Source organism: Pseudomonas sp. LBUM1645 (assembly GCF_059716185.1).
Window position 1 is genome coordinate 6,831,650 of the sequence record NZ_CP166811.1, and the last position, 20,656, is coordinate 6,852,305.

General features: G+C 60.4%; 18 protein-coding genes and 1 pseudogene. 6 read left to right on the forward strand and 13 right to left on the reverse strand.

The window, feature by feature from the left end; translation table 11 throughout:
* Positions 1-154 precede the first annotated feature (154 nt).
* Positions 155-1,657: an exopolyphosphatase gene (gene ppx, locus ACA079_RS31190; protein ID WP_415772158.1), complete on the forward strand. Its 1,503-nt coding sequence runs from the start codon at positions 155-157 to the stop codon at positions 1,655-1,657.
* Between the two features lie 146 nt (positions 1,658-1,803).
* Here ppx and ppk1 read toward each other — a convergent pair whose 3' ends face one another.
* Both ppk1 and hemB read right to left on the reverse strand, forming a co-directional pair.
* A complete protein-coding gene (gene ppk1, locus ACA079_RS31195) occupies positions 1,804-4,026 on the reverse strand; it encodes a polyphosphate kinase 1 (RefSeq protein WP_497702020.1) in 2,223 nt (740 codons plus the stop codon).
* A gap of 18 nt (positions 4,027-4,044) precedes the next feature.
* Complete coding sequence (gene hemB / locus ACA079_RS31200) at positions 4,045-5,058, reverse strand: porphobilinogen synthase (protein WP_497702021.1); 1,014 nt, start codon at positions 5,056-5,058, stop codon at positions 4,045-4,047.
* A 208-nt stretch (positions 5,059-5,266) separates the two neighbouring features.
* Here hemB and ACA079_RS31205 point away from each other — a divergent pair, with 208 nt between their 5' ends.
* Complete coding sequence (locus ACA079_RS31205) at positions 5,267-5,890, forward strand: DedA family protein (RefSeq protein WP_497702022.1); 624 nt, start codon at positions 5,267-5,269, stop codon at positions 5,888-5,890.
* Here ACA079_RS31205 and ACA079_RS31210 read toward each other — a convergent pair.
* A complete protein-coding gene (locus tag ACA079_RS31210; protein WP_497702023.1) occupies positions 5,871-7,106 on the reverse strand; it encodes a sterol desaturase family protein in 1,236 nt (411 codons plus the stop codon). The two genes, ACA079_RS31205 and ACA079_RS31210, sit on opposite strands and share 20 nt — an antisense overlap.
* Positions 7,107-7,221: 115 nt before the next feature.
* Between ACA079_RS31210 and elbB the strand changes: the two genes are divergently transcribed.
* On the forward strand, positions 7,222-7,890 hold the full coding sequence (gene elbB / locus ACA079_RS31215) for an isoprenoid biosynthesis glyoxalase ElbB (RefSeq protein WP_497702024.1): 669 nt from the start codon (positions 7,222-7,224) through the stop codon (positions 7,888-7,890).
* A 118-nt stretch (positions 7,891-8,008) separates the two neighbouring features.
* Here the strand turns inward: elbB and ACA079_RS31220 are convergent, their stop codons facing one another.
* Both ACA079_RS31220 and ACA079_RS31225 read right to left on the reverse strand, forming a co-directional pair.
* The gene (locus ACA079_RS31220; RefSeq protein ID WP_497269245.1) at positions 8,009-8,464 is read right to left on the reverse strand and encodes a YaiI/YqxD family protein; all 456 of its coding nucleotides are present in this window, start codon (positions 8,462-8,464) and stop codon (positions 8,009-8,011) included.
* A 107-nt stretch (positions 8,465-8,571) separates the two neighbouring features.
* Positions 8,572-10,470 (reverse strand): FTR1 family protein, encoded by a 1,899-nt coding sequence (locus ACA079_RS31225; protein ID WP_497702025.1) that lies wholly within the window; start codon positions 10,468-10,470, stop codon positions 8,572-8,574.
* A 99-nt stretch (positions 10,471-10,569) separates the two neighbouring features.
* Between ACA079_RS31225 and ACA079_RS31230 the strand changes: the two are divergent.
* Positions 10,570-10,710: pseudogene (locus ACA079_RS31230) on the forward strand (LpoB-related protein); the annotation flags it as partial.
* Between the two features lie 64 nt (positions 10,711-10,774).
* Here the strand turns inward: ACA079_RS31230 and ACA079_RS31235 are convergent.
* The 3 genes from ACA079_RS31235 to ACA079_RS31245 all read right to left on the reverse strand — a co-directional run bounded on the left by ACA079_RS31235 (position 10,775) and on the right by ACA079_RS31245 (position 14,117).
* Positions 10,775-11,407 carry a LysE family transporter gene (locus ACA079_RS31235; protein WP_008150302.1) on the reverse strand — a complete coding sequence of 211 codons (633 nt, stop codon included), beginning with the start codon at positions 11,405-11,407 and terminating at the stop codon, positions 10,775-10,777.
* Positions 11,408-11,625: 218 nt separating this feature from the next.
* Complete coding sequence (locus ACA079_RS31240) at positions 11,626-12,207, reverse strand: mechanosensitive ion channel domain-containing protein (RefSeq protein ID WP_497702026.1); 582 nt, start codon at positions 12,205-12,207, stop codon at positions 11,626-11,628.
* Positions 12,207-14,117 carry an ATP-binding cassette domain-containing protein gene (locus ACA079_RS31245; protein ID WP_046045102.1) on the reverse strand — a complete coding sequence of 637 codons (1,911 nt, stop codon included), beginning with the start codon at positions 14,115-14,117 and terminating at the stop codon, positions 12,207-12,209. Before ACA079_RS31245 ends, ACA079_RS31240 begins: the two co-directional genes overlap by 1 nt.
* A 50-nt stretch (positions 14,118-14,167) precedes the next feature.
* Here ACA079_RS31245 and ACA079_RS31250 point away from each other — a divergent pair, with 50 nt between their 5' ends.
* Entirely contained in the window at positions 14,168-14,632 is a 465-nt protein-coding gene (locus tag ACA079_RS31250) for a TIGR02444 family protein (protein ID WP_497702027.1), read from the forward strand.
* On the opposite strand, the gene ACA079_RS31255 is transcribed toward ACA079_RS31250, so the two are convergent.
* Complete coding sequence (locus ACA079_RS31255; protein ID WP_497702028.1) at positions 14,629-15,801, reverse strand: AlgP family protein; 1,173 nt, start codon at positions 15,799-15,801, stop codon at positions 14,629-14,631. The two genes, ACA079_RS31250 and ACA079_RS31255, sit on opposite strands and share 4 nt — an antisense overlap.
* Positions 15,802-15,993: 192 nt before the next feature.
* On the opposite strand from ACA079_RS31255, the gene ACA079_RS31260 reads away from it, so the two are divergent.
* Positions 15,994-16,659: an FKBP-type peptidyl-prolyl cis-trans isomerase gene (locus ACA079_RS31260; protein ID WP_497702029.1), complete on the forward strand. Its 666-nt coding sequence runs from the start codon at positions 15,994-15,996 to the stop codon at positions 16,657-16,659.
* A 63-nt stretch (positions 16,660-16,722) separates the two neighbouring features.
* Here the strand turns inward: ACA079_RS31260 and ACA079_RS31265 are convergent, their stop codons facing one another.
* From ACA079_RS31265 to ACA079_RS31280, 4 genes are all read right to left on the reverse strand, one after another.
* A complete protein-coding gene (locus ACA079_RS31265; protein WP_046045098.1) occupies positions 16,723-17,181 on the reverse strand; it encodes an Rsd/AlgQ family anti-sigma factor in 459 nt (152 codons plus the stop codon).
* Between the two features lie 179 nt (positions 17,182-17,360).
* The gene (locus ACA079_RS31270) at positions 17,361-17,912 is read right to left on the reverse strand and encodes a disulfide bond formation protein B (protein ID WP_497702030.1); all 552 of its coding nucleotides are present in this window, start codon (positions 17,910-17,912) and stop codon (positions 17,361-17,363) included.
* Between the two features lie 343 nt (positions 17,913-18,255).
* Positions 18,256-19,494: a heme biosynthesis protein HemY gene (locus ACA079_RS31275; RefSeq protein ID WP_497702031.1), complete on the reverse strand. Its 1,239-nt coding sequence runs from the start codon at positions 19,492-19,494 to the stop codon at positions 18,256-18,258.
* On the reverse strand, positions 19,491-20,642 hold the full coding sequence (locus ACA079_RS31280; protein ID WP_497702032.1) for a uroporphyrinogen-III C-methyltransferase: 1,152 nt from the start codon (positions 20,640-20,642) through the stop codon (positions 19,491-19,493). The genes ACA079_RS31275 and ACA079_RS31280 overlap by 4 nt, the downstream gene beginning before the upstream one ends.
* Positions 20,643-20,656: the final 14 nt, after the last annotated feature.

Below are 20,656 nucleotides of genomic sequence, written 5' to 3' on the forward strand. Positions count from 1 at the left end.
GACGCAGAACCAATGTGGGAGCGAGCTTGCTCGCGATTGACCGCGCAGCGGTCACCAGCATATCTGCGCTGGATCAAGGCTTTGAACACTGCGCGTTGGCGGCAGCGTTTGATCGTGGCACGATGTCGAGGTTATCGACCGAGACCCCCTGACCATGCCGCAATCCCAAGCCAAGAATCTGTCCCTGATCGCCGCAATCGACCTGGGCTCCAACAGCTTTCACATGGTCGTGGCCAAGGCCCAGAACGGCGAAATCCGTATTCTCGAACGTCTCGGGGAGAAGGTTCAGCTGGCCGCCGGCATCGACGATGAGCGTCAGCTCAGTGAAGAATCCATGCAACGCGGGCTCGATTGCCTGAAGCGTTTTGCCCAACTGATCAACGGTATGCCGACCGGCGCCGTGCGGATCGTCGGCACCAACGCCCTGCGTGAAGCCCGTAACCGTGGCGAATTTATCCGCCGCGCTGAAGAAATCCTCGGCCACCCGGTGGAAGTCATCTCCGGCCGTGAAGAAGCGCGTCTGATTTACCTCGGCGTTTCCCACACCCTCGCTGACACCCCGGGCAAGCGCCTGGTGGCCGACATCGGCGGCGGCAGTACCGAATTCATCATCGGCCAGCGCTTCGAACCGCTGCTGCGCGAAAGCCTGCAAATGGGCTGCGTCAGCTACACCCAGCGCTATTTCAAGGACGGCAAGATCACCCCGGCCCGCTACGCCCAGGCGTACACGGCGGCGCGGCTGGAGATCATGAGCATCGAACACGCCCTGCACCGCCTGACCTGGGATGAAGCCATCGGCTCCTCGGGCACCATTCGCGCCATCGGCCTGGCGCTGAAGGCCGGAGGGCATGGCACGGGCGAGGTCAACGCCCAAGGTTTGGCCTGGCTCAAGCGCAAGCTGATCAAGCTCGGCGACGTCGAGAAGATTGACTTCGAAGGCATCAAGCCTGACCGCCGGGCGATCTTCCCTGCCGGCCTGGCGATTCTCGAAGCGATCTTCGACGCGCTCGAGCTGCAACGCATGGACCACTGTGAAGGCGCCCTGCGCGAAGGCGTGCTCTATGATCTGTTGGGCCGCCATCATCACGAAGACGTCCGTGAGCGCACCCTCAGCTCGTTGATGGAGCGTTATCACGTCGATCTGGAACAAGCGGCGCGGGTTGAGCGCAAGGCGCTGCATGCCTTCGATCAAGTCGCCGAAGATTGGGATCTGGATGATGGCGTCTGGCGCGAATTGCTCGGCTGGGCTGCCAAGGTCCATGAAGTGGGCCTGGACATCGCTCACTATCACTACCACAAGCACGGCGCTTACTTGATCGAGCACTCGGACCTGGCCGGGTTCTCCCGCGAAGACCAACTGATGCTTGCGCTACTGGTGCGTGGCCACCGCCGCAATATCCCTCGGGACAAGTTTGCCGACTTCGGCGATGAAGGCATCAAGCTGATTCGCCTGTGCGTGCTGCTGCGCTTTGCGATTCTGTTCCATCACATCCGCGGCACCCAGGAAATGCCCCAGGTCGTGCTGCAGGCCAATGGCGACAGCCTGGATGTGTTGTTCCCGGAAAACTGGCTGGACGAAAACCAGCTGACCCAGGCCGACTTCGGCCTGGAAGCGGAGTGGCTGACCCGCGTCGGCTTCGTACTCAACGTTCGCTGAAACACGGTCCTGTAGGAGCACAGCTTGCTGGCGATGGCGATCTGACGGGCGCCATCGCCAGCAAGCTGTGCTCCTACAGGAGACGGCGGTGAAAACAAAAATGGCGATCCGCAGGGATCGCCATTTTTTATTAGCCGATGTTTGCGTTAACGCACGGTCAGAATCGGACTACCCAAACGCTCCAGCAGCGTAGCCTGCGCACTACGCGGGTTCTGGTTACCCGTCGGCGTGTTGCGGATGTAACGACCGTCCGCCTGCAGGCTCCAGCTGTGGGTGTTATCGGTGAGATACAGCTCCAGCTCTTTCTTGACCCGCATGATCAGCTTCTTGCCCTCGACCGGGAAGCAAGTCTCGACGCGCTTGTCGAGGTTGCGCTCCATCCAGTCGGCGCTGGACAGGAACATCTGCTCTTCGCCGCCATTGAGGAAGTAGAAGACCCGGGTGTGTTCCAGGAAACGCCCGATGATCGAGCGCACGTGGATGTTGTGCGAAACCCCGGCGATGCCCGGACGCAGGCAGCACATGCCACGCACCACCAGATCGATACGCACGCCGGACTGACTGGCCTTGTACAGCGCGCGGATGATCTTCGGATCGGTCAGCGAGTTGAACTTGGCGATGATGTGCGCCGGTTTGCCGTCGAGGGCGAACTGGGTCTCCCGGGCAATCATGTCGAGCATGCCCTTCTTCAACGTGAACGGCGCGTGCAGCAGCTTCTTCATGCGCAGGGTTTTACCCATGCCGATCAGCTGACTGAACAGTTTTCCGACGTCTTCGCACAAGGCGTCATCCGAGGTCAGCAAGCTGTAGTCGGTGTACAGACGGGCGTTGGCCGCGTGGTAGTTGCCGGTACCCAAGTGGGCGTAACGGACAATCTCGCCGGCCTCGCGACGCAAGATCAGCATCATCTTGGCGTGGGTCTTGAAGCCGACCACGCCGTAAATCACCACCGCACCGGCCGCTTGCAGACGGCTGGCCAGTTGCAGGTTGGACTCTTCGTCGAACCGCGCACGCAACTCGATCACCGCGGTGACTTCCTTGCCGTTACGCGCGGCATCGACCAGCGCATCGACGATTTCCGAGTTGGCGCCGGAGCGGTACAGGGTCTGACGGACCGCCAAAACATGCGGATCCTTGGCAGCCTGGCGCAACAGGTCGACCACCGGGGTGAACGACTCGAACGGGTGCAGCAACAGGATGTCCTGCTTGCTGATCACGCTGAAGATGTTCTCGCTGTTCTGCAGCAATTTCGGGATCTGCGGGGTGAACGGCGTGTATTGCAGCGCTCGCTGACTGTCCAGACCGGTGATGCTGAACAGGCGGGTCAGGTTGACCGGACCGTTGACCTGATACAGCTCGGTCTCGTGCAGGTTGAACTGCTTGAGCAAGTAGTCGGACAAGTGTTTCGGGCAGGTGTCGGCGACTTCCAGACGCACCGCGTCACCGTAGCGACGCGAGAACAATTCGCCGCGCAGGGCGCGGGCCAGGTCTTCTACATCTTCGGTGTCGACCGCGAGGTCGGCGTTGCGGGTCAGACGGAACTGGTAGCAGCCCTTGACCTTCATCCCCTGGAACAGGTCATCGGCGTGCGCATGGATCATCGACGACAGGAACACGTAGTTGTCGCCCGAGCCGCCTACCTCTTCCGGCAACTTGATGACGCGCGGCAGCAGACGTGGCGCCGGGATGATCGCCAGACCGGAATCGCGGCCGAAGGCGTCGATACCTTCGAGCTCGACGATGAAGTTCAGGCTCTTGTTCACCAGCAACGGGAACGGGTGCGTCGGGTCGAGGCCGATCGGGGTAATGATCGGCGCGATCTCGTCGCGGAAATAGCGGCGCACCCAGGTTTTGATCTTGGTGGTCCAGTGACGCCGACGGATGAAGCGGACCTGATGTTTCTCCAGTTCCGGCAACAGAATGTCGTTGAGGATCGCGTACTGGCGGTCGACGTGACCGTGCACCAGTTCGCTGATCCGGGCCAGGGCCTGGTGCGGTTGCAGGCCATCGGCGCCGGCCTGTTCACGGGCGAAGGTGATCTGTTTCTTCAGGCCGGCCACACGAATCTCGAAGAACTCGTCCAGGTTGCTGGAGAAGATCAGCAGAAACTTCAGCCGCTCCAGCAACGGGTAGGACTCATCCAGCGCCTGCTCCAGCACGCGGATGTTGAACTGCAGTTGCGAGAGCTCGCGATGGATGTACAGGCTGCTGTCATCCAGGCCGGGAATGGCAATCGCTGGCGCCGCAGCAGCAGGCTCGGTCACCGCCGCGGGAGCAGCAGGCTCCAGTTCCGGCGGGGTTTCGGCGATTTGCTCCACCACTGGTTGAGCGTCTTTTACGGCAACTTCAGTGAGCACTTCGGTATTCATCGAATGTTCCTGGGAGGGCTATTTTTGCTCTCGTAACAATTGAGCAGCACGGACGGCAAAGTAAGTCAGGATGCCATCGGCGCCTGCACGTTTAAAAGCGGTCAGGGATTCGAGGATAACCCCTTCGCTCAACCAGCCATTCTGTATTGCCGCCATGTGCATGGCGTATTCACCGCTGACCTGATAAACAAAGGTCGGCACTTTAAATTCTTCTTTGACCCGGCAAAGGATGTCCAGATACGGCATGCCTGGCTTGACCATGACCATGTCCGCGCCTTCTGACAAGTCCGCCGCCACTTCGTGCAGGGCTTCGTTGCTGTTGGCCGGGTCCATTTGATAGGAGGCCTTGTTGGCCTTGCCCAGGTTCAGCGCCGAACCGACCGCATCGCGGAACGGGCCGTAATAGGCGCTGGCGTACTTCGCCGAGTAGGCCATGATCCGCACGTTGACGTGATCGGCCAGTTCAAGCGCTTCGCGGATCGCCTGGATGCGACCGTCCATCATGTCCGACGGGGCTACCACCTGAGCGCCTGCTTCGGCATGGGACAGCGCCTGCTTGACCAGTGCGTCGACGGTAATGTCGTTCTGCACGTAGCCTTCTTCGTCGAGGATACCGTCCTGGCCGTGGGTGGTGAACGGGTCCAGGGCAACGTCGGTGATCACGCCCAGATCAGGGAACTGCGCCCGCAATGCACGAGTGGCGCGCTGGGCAATGCCGTTCGGGTTCCAGGCTTCGGCGGCGTCCAGAGACTTGAGCTCCGGCGGCGTCACCGGGAACAACGCCAATGCCGGAATCCCCAGCTCGACCCACTTGGCCGCTTCTTCAAGCAACAGATCGATGGTCAGGCGCTCGACGCCTGGCATCGACGCCACCGCTTCGCGACGGTTTTCACCGTCCAGCACGAACACCGGCAGGATCAGATCGTCGACGGTCAAAACGTTTTCACGGACCAGTCGACGCGAAAAATCATCACGGCGATTGCGACGCAGGCGGGTTGCTGGAAACAAACGGTTGGCGGGGGTAAAGCTCACGGCAGACTCCTGAGCCCGCGCTGGCGGGCGAGCGTGACAGTTATAAGCGGCCATTATGACGAACGTATTACAGTTGTGTGCACCCCTGTGACAGGTAGTCGCATTCCATTGTCCTTGTAGGAAATGTTCACGTCGAGACACATTTGGACACTTTCATGAATGTTCCCGAAGGGTTAGGCTGCGCGTTCATTTCGCCAGCATCCAGACAATGCTCCAACAATTTCTTCAGGAATTCGGCTACTTCGCCCTCTTTCTCGGCACGTTTTTCGAAGGCGAAACCATTCTGGTGCTCGCAGGCTTCCTCGCGTTCCGCGGATACATGGACCTCAAAGTGGTCATGATCGTGGCGTTCCTCGGCAGTTATGCCGGTGATCAGCTGTGGTATTTCCTGGGGCGCAAGCACGGCCGCAAGTTGCTGGCGCGCAAGCCGCGCTGGCAATTGATGGGCGACCGCGCGCTGGAACACATCCGCAGGCACCCGGACATCTGGGTACTGAGCTTCCGCTTTGTCTATGGCCTGCGCACGGTGATGCCGGTGGCGATCGGCCTGTCGGGCTATCCGCCGGGACGTTATCTGCTGCTCAACGGGATTGGTGCCGCGATCTGGGCTGCGGCGCTGGCTGCCGCCGCCTATCACTTCGGTGCGGTACTCGAAGGCATGCTTGGCAGCGTCAAGAAGTACGAGCTGTGGGTGCTTGGCGCCCTGCTGATACTGGGCTTTTGCCTGTGGTTGCGCCGACGCCTCAAGAACGCCCGTCTGGCGAAGAAGATCTACGCCGACGAGCAGGCCGAACTGGCCAAATCTGCCGAGACTAAGACGCCAGTCGAGTGAAACGGTTTCTGCAACAGTAGAGACCGATACCGCTGAGCAGGCTGTAACTCAGCAGGCCGACCCAGCCCACCGCGCTGGCCGGCCATAGCCCAACGACCGGTGCCAGCCACACCAGCGGCACATTCGACGCCAGGCGCAGCAGCTCCAGCTTCAGCGCCCACGAGCGATTCTCCAGGGCCACGCCCAACGTAAACAGACCCAACGCCACGGCACTCCAGCCGAGCACCAGCGCGGCGGTTGGCAAACTCTGCTCCAGGTTCATCAAATAGCTGCCCAGCGCGATGTAGACGCAGAACTGCAACACGACGTAAAGCTGCTGACGCCCGTCCAGCGGCACCTCGAATTTACGGAACTGACTCAGGTCTGGCTTGTTCATCGGGTATTTGGCGGCCACATCCGCCGGCCGCCAACCGGTGCGCATGAACCAGATGCGCAACTTGTCCCATTTGCTTTGCGCACGCCGCGCGTCATCCCACAGTTGCGCGTAGAACTGCACGTTCGCCCACAACGGATTCCAGCTCGCCAGCGGCGTGGTGACACCGAAAATCACCGGTTCGTTGTCGTCCTCTTCCTGGAACGAGCCAAATAGACGGTCCCAAATAATGAACACCCCGCCGTAGTTGCGATCCATGTAGAGAGCGTTCTGTGCATGGTGGGCCCGATGATTGGACGGCGTGACGAAGAACCACTCGAACCAGCCGAGCTTGGGAATGTGTTTGGTATGCACCCAGAATTGGTACAGCAAGTTCAGCGACGCAACGCTGATGAACACCAGCAGCGGCACGCCGAGCACGGCCATCGGCAGGTAGAAGATCCAGCTCAGCAGGAAGCCGGTACTGGTCTGGCGCAGCGCCGTGGACAGGTTGTAATCCTCGCTCTGGTGATGCACCGAATGCGCCGCCCAGAGGATGTTGCGTTCGTGGCCCATGCGATGCAGCCAGTAGTAGCAGAAGTCGTAGAGGACGAAGGCAAATACCCAGACCCAGACGCTGTCAGCCGAGAGCTCGAACAGCGCCAGATGCTTGAGGGCAAACGCATACGTCACCAGGCCGACGCCTTTGGTCAACAGGCCGGTGGTGGTCGACAGCACGCCGGTGCTCATGCTGTTGATCGCATCAGCCACGCGATAATTGCTCACCCCGCGCCAACGGTCGGCCAGCAGTTCGACGGCAATCAGCACAAAGAAAAACGGCACCGCATACAGAATGAAGTCCATGACGCGCCCTGATCGGAATCTTGAGGACAGATCCTAGGTGTAGCCGCGAATTAACCCTATGGCAACGAGTGACAAATTAGTGGACATTTAACGCCATGAATCTGGAGAAAAGCCCATGAGCAAAAAAATTGCAGTGATCCTATCCGGCTGTGGCGTGTACGACGGCGCCGAGATCCACGAAAGCGTGATCACGCTGTTGCGTCTGGACCAGCGGGGGGCTCAGGTACAGTGTTTCGCACCGAACATCGCGCAGTTGCATGTGATCAATCACCTGACCGGCGAAGAAATGCCCGAGTCGCGCAACGTGCTGGTGGAATCGGCGCGGATCGCCCGGGGCAACATCAAGGATATCCGCGAAGCGGACGTGGAAGACTTCGATGCGCTGATTGTTCCGGGTGGTTTCGGGGCGGCCAAGAACCTGTCGAACTTCGCCATCGAAGGTGCCGGCTGCACCGTGCAACCGGAAGTCCTGGCGCTGGCTGAAGCCTTTGCCGAGGCCGGCAAACCGGTTGGGCTGATCTGCATCTCGCCGGCGCTTGCGGCGAAGATCTATGGACCGGGCGTGACCTGCACCATCGGCAACGACGCCGATACTGCCGCCGCCATGAACAAGATGGGGGCTACACACGCCGACTGCGCGGTAACTGACATCGTTGAAGACAAAGCACGCAAACTGGTCAGCACCCCGGCGTACATGCTGGCGCAATCGATCAGCGAAGCGGCGTCCGGCATCAACAAACTGGTGGACCGCGTCCTCGAACTGACCCACGAAAACGACGCCTGACACGGTTCAAATGTGGGAGCGAGCTTGCTCGCGATGAGGCCATAACATTCAAGGCATATGTTGACTGTGAGACCGCCATCGCGAGCAAGCTCGCTCCCACAGGGGTTCACCACTAGGCTCAGGTTTTGCGTGTGAGTCGCGTGAGGATCCGGTCCAGCGCATTGGCAAACGCCTGTTTCTCACGCTCGCCAAACGGCGCTGGCCCGCCGCTCATCTGCCCCTGTTCACGCAAATCGGTGAACAGGTTACGCACCGCCAACCGATCGCCCATGTTCTGCGCATCGAACTCTTTGCCCCGCGGATCCAGCGCTGCAACACCCTTTTTCACCAGACGGTCGGCCAGCGGCACATCGCTGCAGATCACCAGTTCGCCGGGGACCGCGTATTCCACCAGATAGTCGTCGGCGGCATCCGGACCGCTTGGCACCACGATCAGCTTCACCAGGGCCAAACCCGGTTTGATCTGCGGCTGCCCGGCCACCAACACCACTTCGAACTGGCGCTTGAGGGCGAACTTCACCACCAGATCCTTGGCCGCCCGAGGGCAGGCGTCGGCATCGATCCACACACGCATGTTTTTATTCCTCTTAAAAAGCTTCGCGAGCAGGCTCGCTCCCACAAGGTAAACGCTATACCTGTGGGAGCGAGCTTGCTCGCGATTGTGAGCGCAGCGAATGCTGTTTAAGAAACCTGCACCCGCCGCTTCTCAGCCAGCCGACTACGGCTATACAGCACGATGATCGCAATAATCGCCACCGCCTGCGCACTCAGCGAATACGCATCAGCGTGGATCCCCAGCCAGTCGAAATCAAAGAACGGCACCGGCCGGGTGCCGAAAATCCCGGCTTCCTGCAACGCCTTCACGCCATGCCCGGCAAACACCACCGACAACGCGCACAACAGACCGGCGTTGATACTGAAGAACAACGACAGCGGCAGTTTCGCCGAGCCACGCAGGATCACCCAAGCCAGACCAACCAACAACACCAACGCCGTCGCACCACCCGCCAACACCGCGTTATGGCCTGCCGGACCCGCCTGCAACCACAAAGTCTCGTAGAACAGAATCACTTCAAACAGCTCGCGATACACCGAGAAGAACGCCAGCGTCGCAAACCCAAAACGCCCACCGCCGCCCACCAGGCTGCTCTTGATGTAATCCTGCCAGGCCGCCGCGTGACGACGGTCGTGCATCCACACGCCGAGCCAAAGCACCATGACAGCAGCGAACAATGCCGTCGCACCTTCCAGCAATTCGCGTTGCGAGCCGCTGACATCAATCACGTACGCCGCCAGCGCCCAGGTCGCCAGACCCGCCAGCAGCGCCAGTCCCCAGCCGACGTTGACGCTGCGCACCGCCGATTGCTGGCCGGTATTGCGCAGGAACGCGAGGATCGCCGCCAGCACCAGAATCGCTTCCAGACCTTCACGCAACAGAATCAACAAACCGGAGATGTAGCTCAAAGACCAGCTCAAGCCATCGCTGCCCAGCAGGCCGGCGGATTCCTTCAACTTGGCCTTGGCTGCGTCCAGACGCTGCTGGACCTGAGCCACCGGCAGACCGTCCTGCAACGACTGACGGTAAGCCATCAGTGATTTTTCAGTGTCTTTACGCACGTTGGCGTCGACGTTATCCAGAGAGCTTTCGACCAGTTCGAAACCCTCCAGATAAGCCGCCACCGACAGGTCATAGGCCTGATCGTGATCACCGGCACGGTAGGCCGCGATGCTCTTGTCCAGCGTTGCGGCGGTGTAGTCGAGCAACTGCGCCGGGCCACGCTTGACCTGCGGCGGTTGCGCCCGCTGCGCACGGAAGGTCGCCGCCGCTTGCGGCCCCTCGGCGGCCTGTACTTCTGCGGGAGTCTGGCGGGCCAGGTCGGCGATGTTGTAGGTTTTCTCGGCTTTTGCAGCCGCCGGATCGGCGCTGAAGCTGGCGATGTAGGTCGCCAGGTCCCAACGCTGACGATCATCCAGCTGATCGGCAAAGGCCGGCATGTCGGTGCCTTCGACACCCAGGCCCAAGGTGCTGTAGATCGCGTAGAGGCTCAGGTGATCCAGCCGCGCCGCATCACGCAGATTGGACGGTGGCGGTGTCAGACCGACACCCGCCGGGCCATCCCCAGCACCCGCGTCGCCGTGGCACACCGAACAGTGCTGAGCGTACAGCGGCGCACCACGGGTCGGATCCGGCGTAATGATCGGCGCCTGGCTGACTTCATAGGTCACCGCCAGCTTCGCGCCGAGCTGCCGTGCCTGACGGCCGACATCCGAGCCGTCCTGACGCGCAGTGATCGCGTTGCGTAGCGTGCTGACGCCCTGCTCCAGCCCGGCTTTTTCCGGTTTGGCCGGCATTGCGGTGATCAAGCCTTGCAGCGCCTTGATGGAGTCCAGCTGCTGTTGGTATTCGGACTTATTAATGACCTTGCCCGCTTGCACCGTTTCCGGGTAATCCGCAGCGATGTAATCGAGCAAATGCAGGGCTTGCGGCGCGCCTTCCACGGTGTCGGCCAGCAGATTGAAACTGCACAAGGCAAACAGCGGCAACACCAGCCAGGCCAGGAAACGGGACGGGGCAGTCATGAATGAATCTCAATTGGAAATACGAAGTAACACATTGTTCACTTCCAATGACTTTCACTCAAGCTTTGTTGCGCGGTTCCTCTTGTTATGAGGAATTGGCAGGAGGGCAACATCAAGAAGAACACGGTGGCCAAGACTGGCAACATGATCGCCGCCAAATACCGTATCGAAGGTTCGATCAGCTCGATCAGCTCGATCGTCATGTGCAGCAGCGACTACAAGGACGTCTTCTACAAATTCAGGACGGGACACAGACAAATAAAAAAGGCGACCTGTAGAGGTCGCCTTTTTTGTACCTGACGGTTTACACCACCGCTTTGCGAAGGGTCGCCATGAACGCCGCCGCACCAATGAACAGCCCGGCAAACGTGCGGTTCATGCGTCTCTGCTGCTTGGGCGTGCGCAACATCCGCAACACCTTCGATGCAAGTCCGGTGTAACCAGCCATGACGATCAGGTCGACGCAGATCATCGTCACACCGAGGATCAGGTACTGCGCCACCAGCGGTGCATGCGGATCAATGAATTGCGGCAGCACAGCGAGCATGAACACCAACGCCTTGGGGTTGCTGACGTTCACCAGGAAACCCCGGAACACCAGCGCCATCGGCTTGCCGATTTGCCGGACGGCCGCGTCGTCGCTCATGTCATGGGGCAGCGCGCGCCATTGCTTGACCGCCAGGTAAACCAGATAAGCCACACCAAACCATTTGATCGCGTAGAAAGCGGTGGCGGAAGCCGCGAGGATTGCACCGACACCGGCGGCGACAATCGCAATCTGTAACGCCAGACCCAGTTGCAGGCCCAGGGCATTCCAATAACCGCGCCAGAAACCGTATCGCAGACCGCTGGACATCGACGCAATGGCGCCGGCACCGGGAGACAGACTGATCACCCAGCAGGCGGCAAAAAACGCCAGCCATGTTTGAAGCACCATCGCACACCTCGACTCAGACTCGTGACAGACGTCTAAGCTAATGCGGCTTTGGGCCGATGACTACCGATTTTTTTGCAGGACAAGGGGACTGCCGACCAGCGTTTGCGCCTGTGAGGGGCCCATCGCGAGCAAGCTCGCTCCCACATTAGTACTGCGAACACAGGTCCAATGTGGGAGCGAGCTTGCTCGCGATGGCGGTCTGTCAGGCAACAGAAGTCTTACTTTTCGAAACCGTTGGAAGGGAATACATCGCTGCCGCGCCAGCGTCGAACCGAGCGCTGGAAGAACAGGCTGTTGGGCACTTGCACCATGGCGCTGCCGGTGCCGAGCTCTTCGGCTTCGATCAGCGTGGTATAGAGCAGATTGATCGCCACCACCCGACCTTTGACGCCAGGCTTGTCGGTGGTGTCCACCAGTTCAACGACGTCACCGATGCGGAACGGGCCGACGGTGAAGATCAGGATCGCGCAGAGCAGATTGGAGAGCACGCTCCACATGGCGAAGAACGCCACTGCCGCTACCGCGACAAACCCGGACAACGCGGTCCAGAGCACCGTTGCCGACACCCCGAGGCGTTCCAGCACGAAGATCAGCGCGCTGCCCATGATCAGCCAGCGCAGGCCACCGCGCAGCGGCATCAGCAATTGCGGTGGCAACGGATAACGCTCACCCAGGCGAGTCAGGCACTTGGCGACGCAACGCTGGGCAACATATCCCGCCAACAGAATCAGCAGGATCTGCACGAAGAGCCAGATCGGCTCGATCCACACGGCAGGTAATGGCAGCTTGAAGGCTTCCATCAAGACAGCGCCTCCAGCTCCGCCTGCATGCTTTCAAGCAGTTCCAGCGCTTCCATCCAGGCTTCTTCCAGCTCGGCTTCACGGACCTTCAGCTTGGCCTGTTCGGCCAGCAGATCACGCAAATCGTTCTTGCGCGCCGGCTCGTAAATGTCGCTGTCGCCGAGGCTGGTATCGATCTTCGCCAGTTTCTCGTGCAGCTTGCCCAGCTCGGCTTCGAGCTTGTCAGCCTCGCGCTTGTGCGGCGCCAGTTGCTGACGCAACGCAGCGGCGGCCTGGCGCTGGGCTTTCTTGTCGGTCTTGTCTGGATTGACCGGGGTGTTGCTGACTGGGGCATTGCGCTGGCGGTAGTCCACCAGCCAACGGGTGTAGTCTTCCAGGTCGCCGTCGAATTCCTCGACCTTGCCGTCCGCCACCAGATAGAAATTGTCGGTGGTGCTTTTGAGCAAATGACGATCGTGGGAGACCACCAGTACCGCGCCACTGAATTCCTGAAGAGCCATGGTCAGCGCCAGGCGCATTTCCAGGTCCAGGTGGTTGGTCGGTTCGTCGAGCAGCAGCAGGTTCGGCCGGCCCCAGGCGATCAACGCCAGCGCCAGACGAGCCTTCTCGCCCCCGGAGAAATTCAGCACCGGCTCATCGATCCGCGCACCACGGAAGTCGAAACCACCGAGGAAGTCGCGCAGCGTCTGCTCGCGCTCGGTCGGCGCCAGGCGCTGCATGTGCAGCAACGGGCTGGCCTTGGAGTCTAGCGAGTCCAGTTGATGCTGGGCGAAGTAGCCGACGACGGTGTTCTCGCCACGGGTCAGTCGGCCGGACAACGGCTCGAGTTCACCGGCAAGGTTTTTGATCAGGGTCGATTTACCGGCACCGTTCGGGCCAAGCAAACCGATCCGCGCACCGGGGGTCAGTTGCAGCTTGACCTTCTCCAGCACGGCTCGCTCACCGTAACCCAGTCGGGCGTCGGAGAGGTCAATCAACGGGCTGGAGATTTTCACTGATTCGCGGAAAACGAAATCGAATGGCGAATCGACGTGGGCGGCGGACAGCTCTTCCATCCGCTCCAGCGCCTTGATCCGGCTCTGGGCCTGACGGGCCTTGGTGGCCTGGGCCTTGAAGCGAGCGATGTAGCTTTCCATGTGCGCACGTTGCGCCTGTTGCTTCTCGTAGGCCTGCTGTTGCTGGGCCAGACGCTCGGCACGGGCGCGTTCGAAGGCGCTGTAACCACCGCGATACAGGGTGATCTTGCGCTGATCGACGTGGGCCACGTGATCGACCACGGCATCGAGGAAGTCCCGGTCGTGGGAAATCAGCATCAAGGTGCCGGGATAGCTTTTCAGCCATTCTTCGAGCCAGATGATGGCGTCGAGGTCCAAGTGGTTGGTCGGTTCGTCGAGTAACAACAAGTCCGAGGGACACATCAAAGCCTGCGCCAGGTTCAGACGCATCCGCCAACCACCAGAGAAATCTCCTACCTGGCGATCCATCTGTTCATTGGTGAATCCAAGGCCGGCCAGCAGTTTTCGGGCCCGGGCATCGGCGGTGTAACCGTCGGCGCTGTCGAGTTCCGAGTGCAGGCGGGCCTGAGCGGTACCGTCATGGGCCGCTTCGGCTGCCGCGAGGTCGCGTTGCACCTCACGCAGGCGCAGGTCGCCATCGAGCACATAGTCGACCGCCACCCGATCAAGGGTGTCGATCTCCTGGCGCATGTGGGCGATGCGCCAGTCCGCCGGCAGGAAGCAATCACCCGAGTCCGGGTGCAGGTCACCCAAAAGCAAGGCGAACAGGCTCGATTTGCCGGCGCCGTTGGCACCGATGAGGCCGGCTTTGTGGCCGGCGTGCAGGGTCAGCTCAGCGTCTTCTAGCAGACGTTGAGGGCCACGCTGTAAAGTCAGGTTCTGAAGTCGAATCATAATGGCGGCGGAGTCTACCAGCTTCGCTCGCAACTGGCGCGAGTAGCACTATGTCCTCTGACCTGTGGAGCTTTTCCCTTAGTACTTACGCCCGTCCCGGCGTTGAACCCGCATGCCTGCAATTACAGTCGGCGGGTATCAACGTGTGCTTGCTGCTCTGCGGGCTGTGGCTGGGAGAACGTGGCGTCGCCTGTAACGAACACCGATTGCAGCAACTGCATAACGTGGCCGAGCCGTGGGACGCAGACGTGGTGCGACCGCTGCGAGCCTTGCGGGTGAATTGGAAAGTCGTTGCCGCCAACGATGACGAACTGAATGTTTTGCGCGAGCAGGTGAAGGCACTCGAGCTGGAAGCCGAGCGACATCTGTTGGTACGACTGGAACGATCGGCGTTGAGTTGGCCGCAGGGTGAGGCGACCGATCTATCGGCCTGGCTGGAAGGTGTAACGGCAGGCGCCGTCCACCTGGACCGCGACGCGCTGCATCAGCTGCGCGTCGCGGTAAGCAGCACTTAGGAAGCGCTGGTTGGGGTGGTTGCTGCGATCGATGCGGCGGCCGGCGTTGGCGCTGGCGTGGCTGTCGAGGTAGCTGCTGCTAAAGCAGACGTTGCTGCCGGAGCCGGGTTGGCTGGCTTGGCAACTGGCGCAGCGGCCGGCTTGGCAACTGGCGCGGCGGCCGGCTTGGCGGCAACCGGTTTTTTCACGGCTGGTTTTGCAGCTGGCTTGGCGGCTGGTTTTGCAGCCGGTTTGGCAGCGGCAGGTTTGGCTGCTGGTTTCGCTGCGGCAGGTTTTGCAGCAGCAGTTTTGGCAGCCGGTTTGGCTGCCGGTTTGGCTGCAGCTTTTGCAGCTGGTTTTGCAGCTGGCTTGGCAGCAGTTTTAGTCGCGACTGATTTCGCGGCAGGCTTGGCAGCAGGTTTCGCAGCGGCAGTTTTTGCAGCCGGTTTTACGGCTGGTTTTGCGGCTGGTTTTGCGGCCGGTTTGGCAGCTGCTTTCGCCGTTGCAGTTCTCGCCACCGCCGGTTTGGCAGCAGCGGTTCTTGCAGCCGGTTTAGCGGCAGCTGTTTTTGCAGCGGCTGGCTTGGCGGCAGGTTTGGCGGCGGCTGTTTTTGCAGCCGGTTTTGCAGCGCTAGCAGCGACTGGTTTTTTTGCCGCAGGTTTAGCGGCAGGTTTTGCTGCGGCTTTCACCGGTGCTTTGGCAGCCGGTTTGGCGGCAGGCTTGGCCGGTGCTTTTGCAGCAGCCGGTTTGGCAGCGGCTTTCTTGGCAGGAGCCGCAGCAGGCTTGGCCGAACGCAGGGACAACGCCTTGCCGACAGCCTCTTGTACACGACCGACGCCCTGGGCCAGTTTCAGGCTTTCTTGAGCATCGCGCTTGAGTTGCAGAATGTAGCTGCGAGTTTCGGATTGACGATCCTTGAGGGCATCGAGCAAGTCCTCAAGCTCCTTCACCGCGCCCTTGGCTTTGGCTTGTGCCTTGGCCTTGCCGGCCGCCGCAGCGTCCTGCAATTTGGTACGGGATTTGTGCAGTTTTTCTTGCGCTTTTCCGCGTTGCTTTTCCAGTTTGGCGAGCAGTTTTTCAGCATCAGCCAAGGCTTGGGAACAAGCGTTTTCCAGATGCTCGAGCAAGCTGCCCGAGAGTTGTTGGAGTAAGTGCAACGGAGTATTTACAGGCTTCTTGGTGGCCGACATGGTTTACCTCCTGGCTGACGTGGGTGCGGCTCATACTAGACCTCTGCTGCTACCGCCGCTAGGGCATGTTGACAGTATCCAAAGCGCTGCGTTGCAACGGATTGAAATTCTTCTGCGCTTGCGCAAAACCAGTTCACCGTCGAGCTCATTCACACTGGCATAATCCCCCGCATCTCAGGTCGGAGAGTGCCCATGTCGCGCTACCTTTTTTTATCACTGTGCGTGTTTTTTTCCGTGGCCCAGGCCGCCGAAAAAACCAAAGAAAATGACACTCATGATCTCTCTTACAGCCTGGGCGCAAGTCTCGGCGAACGCCTGCGCCAGGAGGTTCCCGATCTGCAACTTCAGGCGCTGATCCAAGGTTTGCAACAAGCCTATCAAGGCAAACCCCTGGCGCTGAAAGATGAGCAGATCGAACAGATTCTTGCCGAGCACGAAGCCCAGGTCGCCTTGCAACCGAGCACGCCGCAAAGCGAAATCGCCCTCGAAAAAGAGCAGGCCTTTCTCGCCGAGGAAAAAGCCAAACCGGGCGTTCGTGAACTGGCAGATGGAATATTGCTAACGGAGTTGACGCCAGGCACTGGCGCCAAAGCTGGCCCCAACGGCAAAGTCCAGGTGCTGTATATCGGTCGCCTTCCCGATGGCACGGTGTTCGATCAGAACAGTCAGCCGCAGTGGTTCAGTCTCGACAGTGTGATCAGCGGATGGCGCAGTGCGTTGCAGCAAATGCCGGTCGGTGCGAAATGGCGCCTGGTGATTCCATCGGCCGAAGCCTATGGCGCCGAGGGTGCCGGCGACCTGATTGCGCCGTTCACACCGCTGGTATTCGAAGTCGAATTGCGCGGTGCCACAAGCTGAATACCGGAAACGAAAAACGGCGCGCATAGCGCACCGTTTTTGGAGGTCTTGCGGGAAGGAGGTTCAGGCCTGAACCGAATCCTCTTCCTTGTGAGCGGTGTGCAGCACTTCGATCAGGCAGTCTTCCAGCTCGAAGCGTTCGTGCAACAGCCCGCCCAGCTCTTTGAATTTCTCTGCCACGCATTGACCTGCATCACACAGGTCGTTGAACGCGAGCAGCTTCTCGGTGATGACGTCGATGCGAGGGTAGATGGTCTCGGCCAGCTCGAGCCCGCGAGTGTCACCAAACGCTTTGGCTTCGCCGGTCAGCTGTTCGTAGATCTCGAAGTGCCCGGCAGACACGTAATCGACCAGCACGCCGCAGAATTCCTGCAACGGCTTACGGTTCTCACCCAGTGCCTCAGGCTTGGCGCCGAGAGCATCATAGGCCCGAACCAGTTCGTGACGCTCCTGCAACCAGCGATCGATCAGCAGATGCACTCCACCCCAACGTTCCTGAGCATTCTGACAACTTTCGAGCATGGTGATCTCTCTTCCCTTGTGGGTCATGCTGCCCTACACCCGTCGCCACACTTGAAGGTCAAGTGTCGGCCAGGCAGAGCGTCATTCGAGCAACATAATTCCAATGACACGTGCGGGCCAGATTATGCCCGCGCGACATTGGCTTCAAGGTACGCAGGAGATAAAGTTCATACAAGTGTTTAATCACCCGCCAGCGCCCGGTGCGACGAACCGCCGCTGAGCGGTCGTAGACAGGCTTTCCAGACAACGCGCAGCAGCTGATAAATTCCCAGAATTGTCATCGCCATGAAGAACAGCAGACTCCATTCAGGAATGCTCAGGTCGAACAGTGTCCAGGAAATCTCCGCGCACTCCGCCTCCCCTTTAAACATCTGCGTGGCCTTACACAACCACGGCATGTCCTCGTAATGAACTGCCAGATTGGGCGAGCACGTCAACAGCTGATGCATTGGATCGCTCTGCAGCAATACCTGCCGCCACGCCGTGACCGTACCCGCCAGACTGCAAAACAGCCCGAGCATCCAATACAGGAAAGACCCGAAGCGGCGCGGCCCATGCACCGAAGCCACCAGGCAGATACCCGTGAGCAACGCGAGGCAAAAGCGCTGCAACAGGCACAACCCGCAAGGCTTGAGGCCGACCGCATATTCCAGGTAATAGGACACGCCCAGGGCCAGGGCACCTGCAATGAAAGCCATGAAAAACAAGGAGCGTGAACAGGCCAAAGACATGGCATTTCCGTAACAGTAGAGACAGGCGGTTACGGTAGAGGAAAGCGCTGCAGCCTTTCAAGGCAGGCCAGCGGGGACACTTCAACAGAAGTGTAGGGAAATCCCGACAGGAACGAGAGGATTAGGTGTAGTCCTCTGTAGGACTTTGCCGGCGAAGGATTACAACGCTGAAACAGTGGCGGATTCGAAGCGATTCCCGCCCCTGTGGAAGCTGGCGCAGCCTGCGTTCGGCTGCGCAGCAGTCGTCCAAGTTTATGCGACTCGCCTGACTAAACCGTGGTGTCTGTTTTGCGACTGCTGCGCAGCCGAACGCAGGCTGCGCCAGCTGCTACAGGGGCAGGAATCAAGCGTGAACAGGAACCGGCAACGGTGCCGCCAGCAAGCGCTCGTCCAACAAGACCAAGCCCTCCTGGAACAACTGATTGCTGCGTTCTGTGTCACCCAGCTGCGCCAGCAGCCGCGCCAGTTCCGCGCAGGCTTCCGGGTTGCGCTGCACTCGCAGGCTGCTTTCCAGATAGTCCCGGGCCTTGCCCCAAAGGCTGCTTTGCAGACACAAGCGCCCCAGAGTCAGCAGCAGGCTTGGGTCAGCCGGATGATCCTTGAGCCAGCTCTCGGCGGTGTGCAGTTGACGTGCCGGGTCGCTACCGCGAACGAGTCCGTAGAGGCGCGCCAGATGACTGTCGTAGTTGCGCTTGAGCGCCGTTCGCAGAATCTCTTCGGCCTCGACCTGAGCACCCAGTTGCCGAAGTTGCTCGGCGTAAGCGAGCACCAGTTGCGGCTCCTGACGCTGAGCTGAGGTCAACTGCTGCCAGGCGCGATTGAGCGATTGCAAGCCGACGGTCCCGTCTTCTTCCTGATGCGCCGCCAGGGACAGGTTCTCACCCCAGGCCCGGCGTTCCAGCTCGGCCAGTTCCGCCGGTGGCAGGACCTTGTCCTTGCGTAGCTCCGGCAGCAGACGAATCACAGCCGACCAGTCGCCCCGCTGTTGGTGCAAACGCTGCAACTGGCGCAAGGTCTGGACGTTATGAGGATGACGCTCGTGCATGGCTTGCAGGGTCACCAGGGCGCCTTCGGTATCGCCGCGGTCGGTCTGCAATTGTGCGTGGCTCAGGGCAATCGCCAATTCTGCCTGGGGTTGTCGCTCTAGAGCGCGCTCCAGCAAGTTGTCGCTCTGCTCGTATTGACCTTGTTCGTTCGCGGCCCGGGCAGCGCCGAGGTAGTAAAGCAAAGGCTGGCGCTCGGCTTCCGCAGCCCGATGCAGATGGCGCTGCGCACTGGCCCAGCGACCTTCGGCCAGATCCAGCTGACCGTGTTCAATTGCCACCTGCACACGGCGACTGCGATTGCGCCGCGACCAGGGATTGACCACGCCGCTGGAGGTCGTCACCAATTCAATCAACGCCTTGATGCCCCAGAACACCAGCCAGAGCACGGCGACCAACGCCAGGGTTGCCCACAGGCTCGATTCATAACGAAAGCTTTTGTAGGCGATCAGCACGTAACCGGAATGCTCGGCAATCGCCAGCCCCAGCGCGGCAGCAGCGGCGATCACCAGGAACACGATCACATAGAGGCGTTTCATGGCGTCGCCTCCTGAGCAGTGTCCGCAGCAGGCTTCGCCATCGGTTTGATCGAGTCTTCGGCGTTGACATTACGCCGCTCCAGATACCCCTGAACCGCACTCAGCGTGCCGGTCAGGTCTGGCGTGACAACGGTGACCGGTTGCTTGCTCAACTCGCCAACCTGCTCAAGCATCACTTTGCTCTGAGGGTTGTCCGGGTTGAAGTTGCCCTTGAGCACGTCCCGCGCTTCGGCAAGCGCCTGGGTATAAACCGCGGCCTGGCCATTGAGCGCGGCCCATTGCGCCTGCTCCAGCGCCAGGCTCAGGGCCAGGCGCACCTGGCTCAGGCTCTGCCCGGCCAGCAACGGACGCACATTCTTGTCGGCGTTGAAATCGATGCGGATGTAGCGCGAGACCTGATCCCACCATTGCGCCCAGCGACTGGCGCCGTCGCCATCGGCGGTGAGACCCAACAGGGATTCGCCACGGTCCTTGTACTCAGGTGCCAGTTCGGTGAGGCTGATCACCTGATCGCGCAGCGCCCCCAGTCGCAGGAACAGACCGGTGCGATCCGGCTGTTGGGTGCTACGCAATGCCACCAGCGTTTTGGCCACTTGCTCGCGAGCGGCAAAAGAGCCCGGGTCGTTCTGTTCGCGCAGAATTTCATCGGCGCCCTGCACCAAAGCCTGGGCACTGCTGATGTCCTGCAACGCGGAAAGACGCAGGCTGGCCAGACGCAGCAGGTGCTCGGCCTCGGCCAGACGCCAATCCTTGCGGCTGGCGCCGAGAACCGTTTCCAGACGTTGATTCAAGCGTTGCTGATCGCCTTGAAGTTGGGTGACCAGACGACTGCGCGCGTCGAGTACGTCGGCGGCAGGCATTTGTTCCAGGCGAGCAGTCAGGCGTTGTTCATTGAGCTTCAGGTCCTGCGCCTGATCGCTCAATGCCTGGACCTGACTCAACTGCTGTTGAGTATTGGCTTGCAGGTGACGCACCTGCCAGACTCCCCAACCGCCCACGGCGACACCGGCAGCGCCGAGCAGCAGCGCGACGATTGCCAGCCCATTGCCTCGGCGCTGCACTGCAGCAGGCCCAGTTTCAACCGGTGCTTCAACCGGTGCATCGAGCACTGGCTGGACGTCATCTTTAGGCAAGGCTGTTTCGCTCACGTATCCATCCTTTG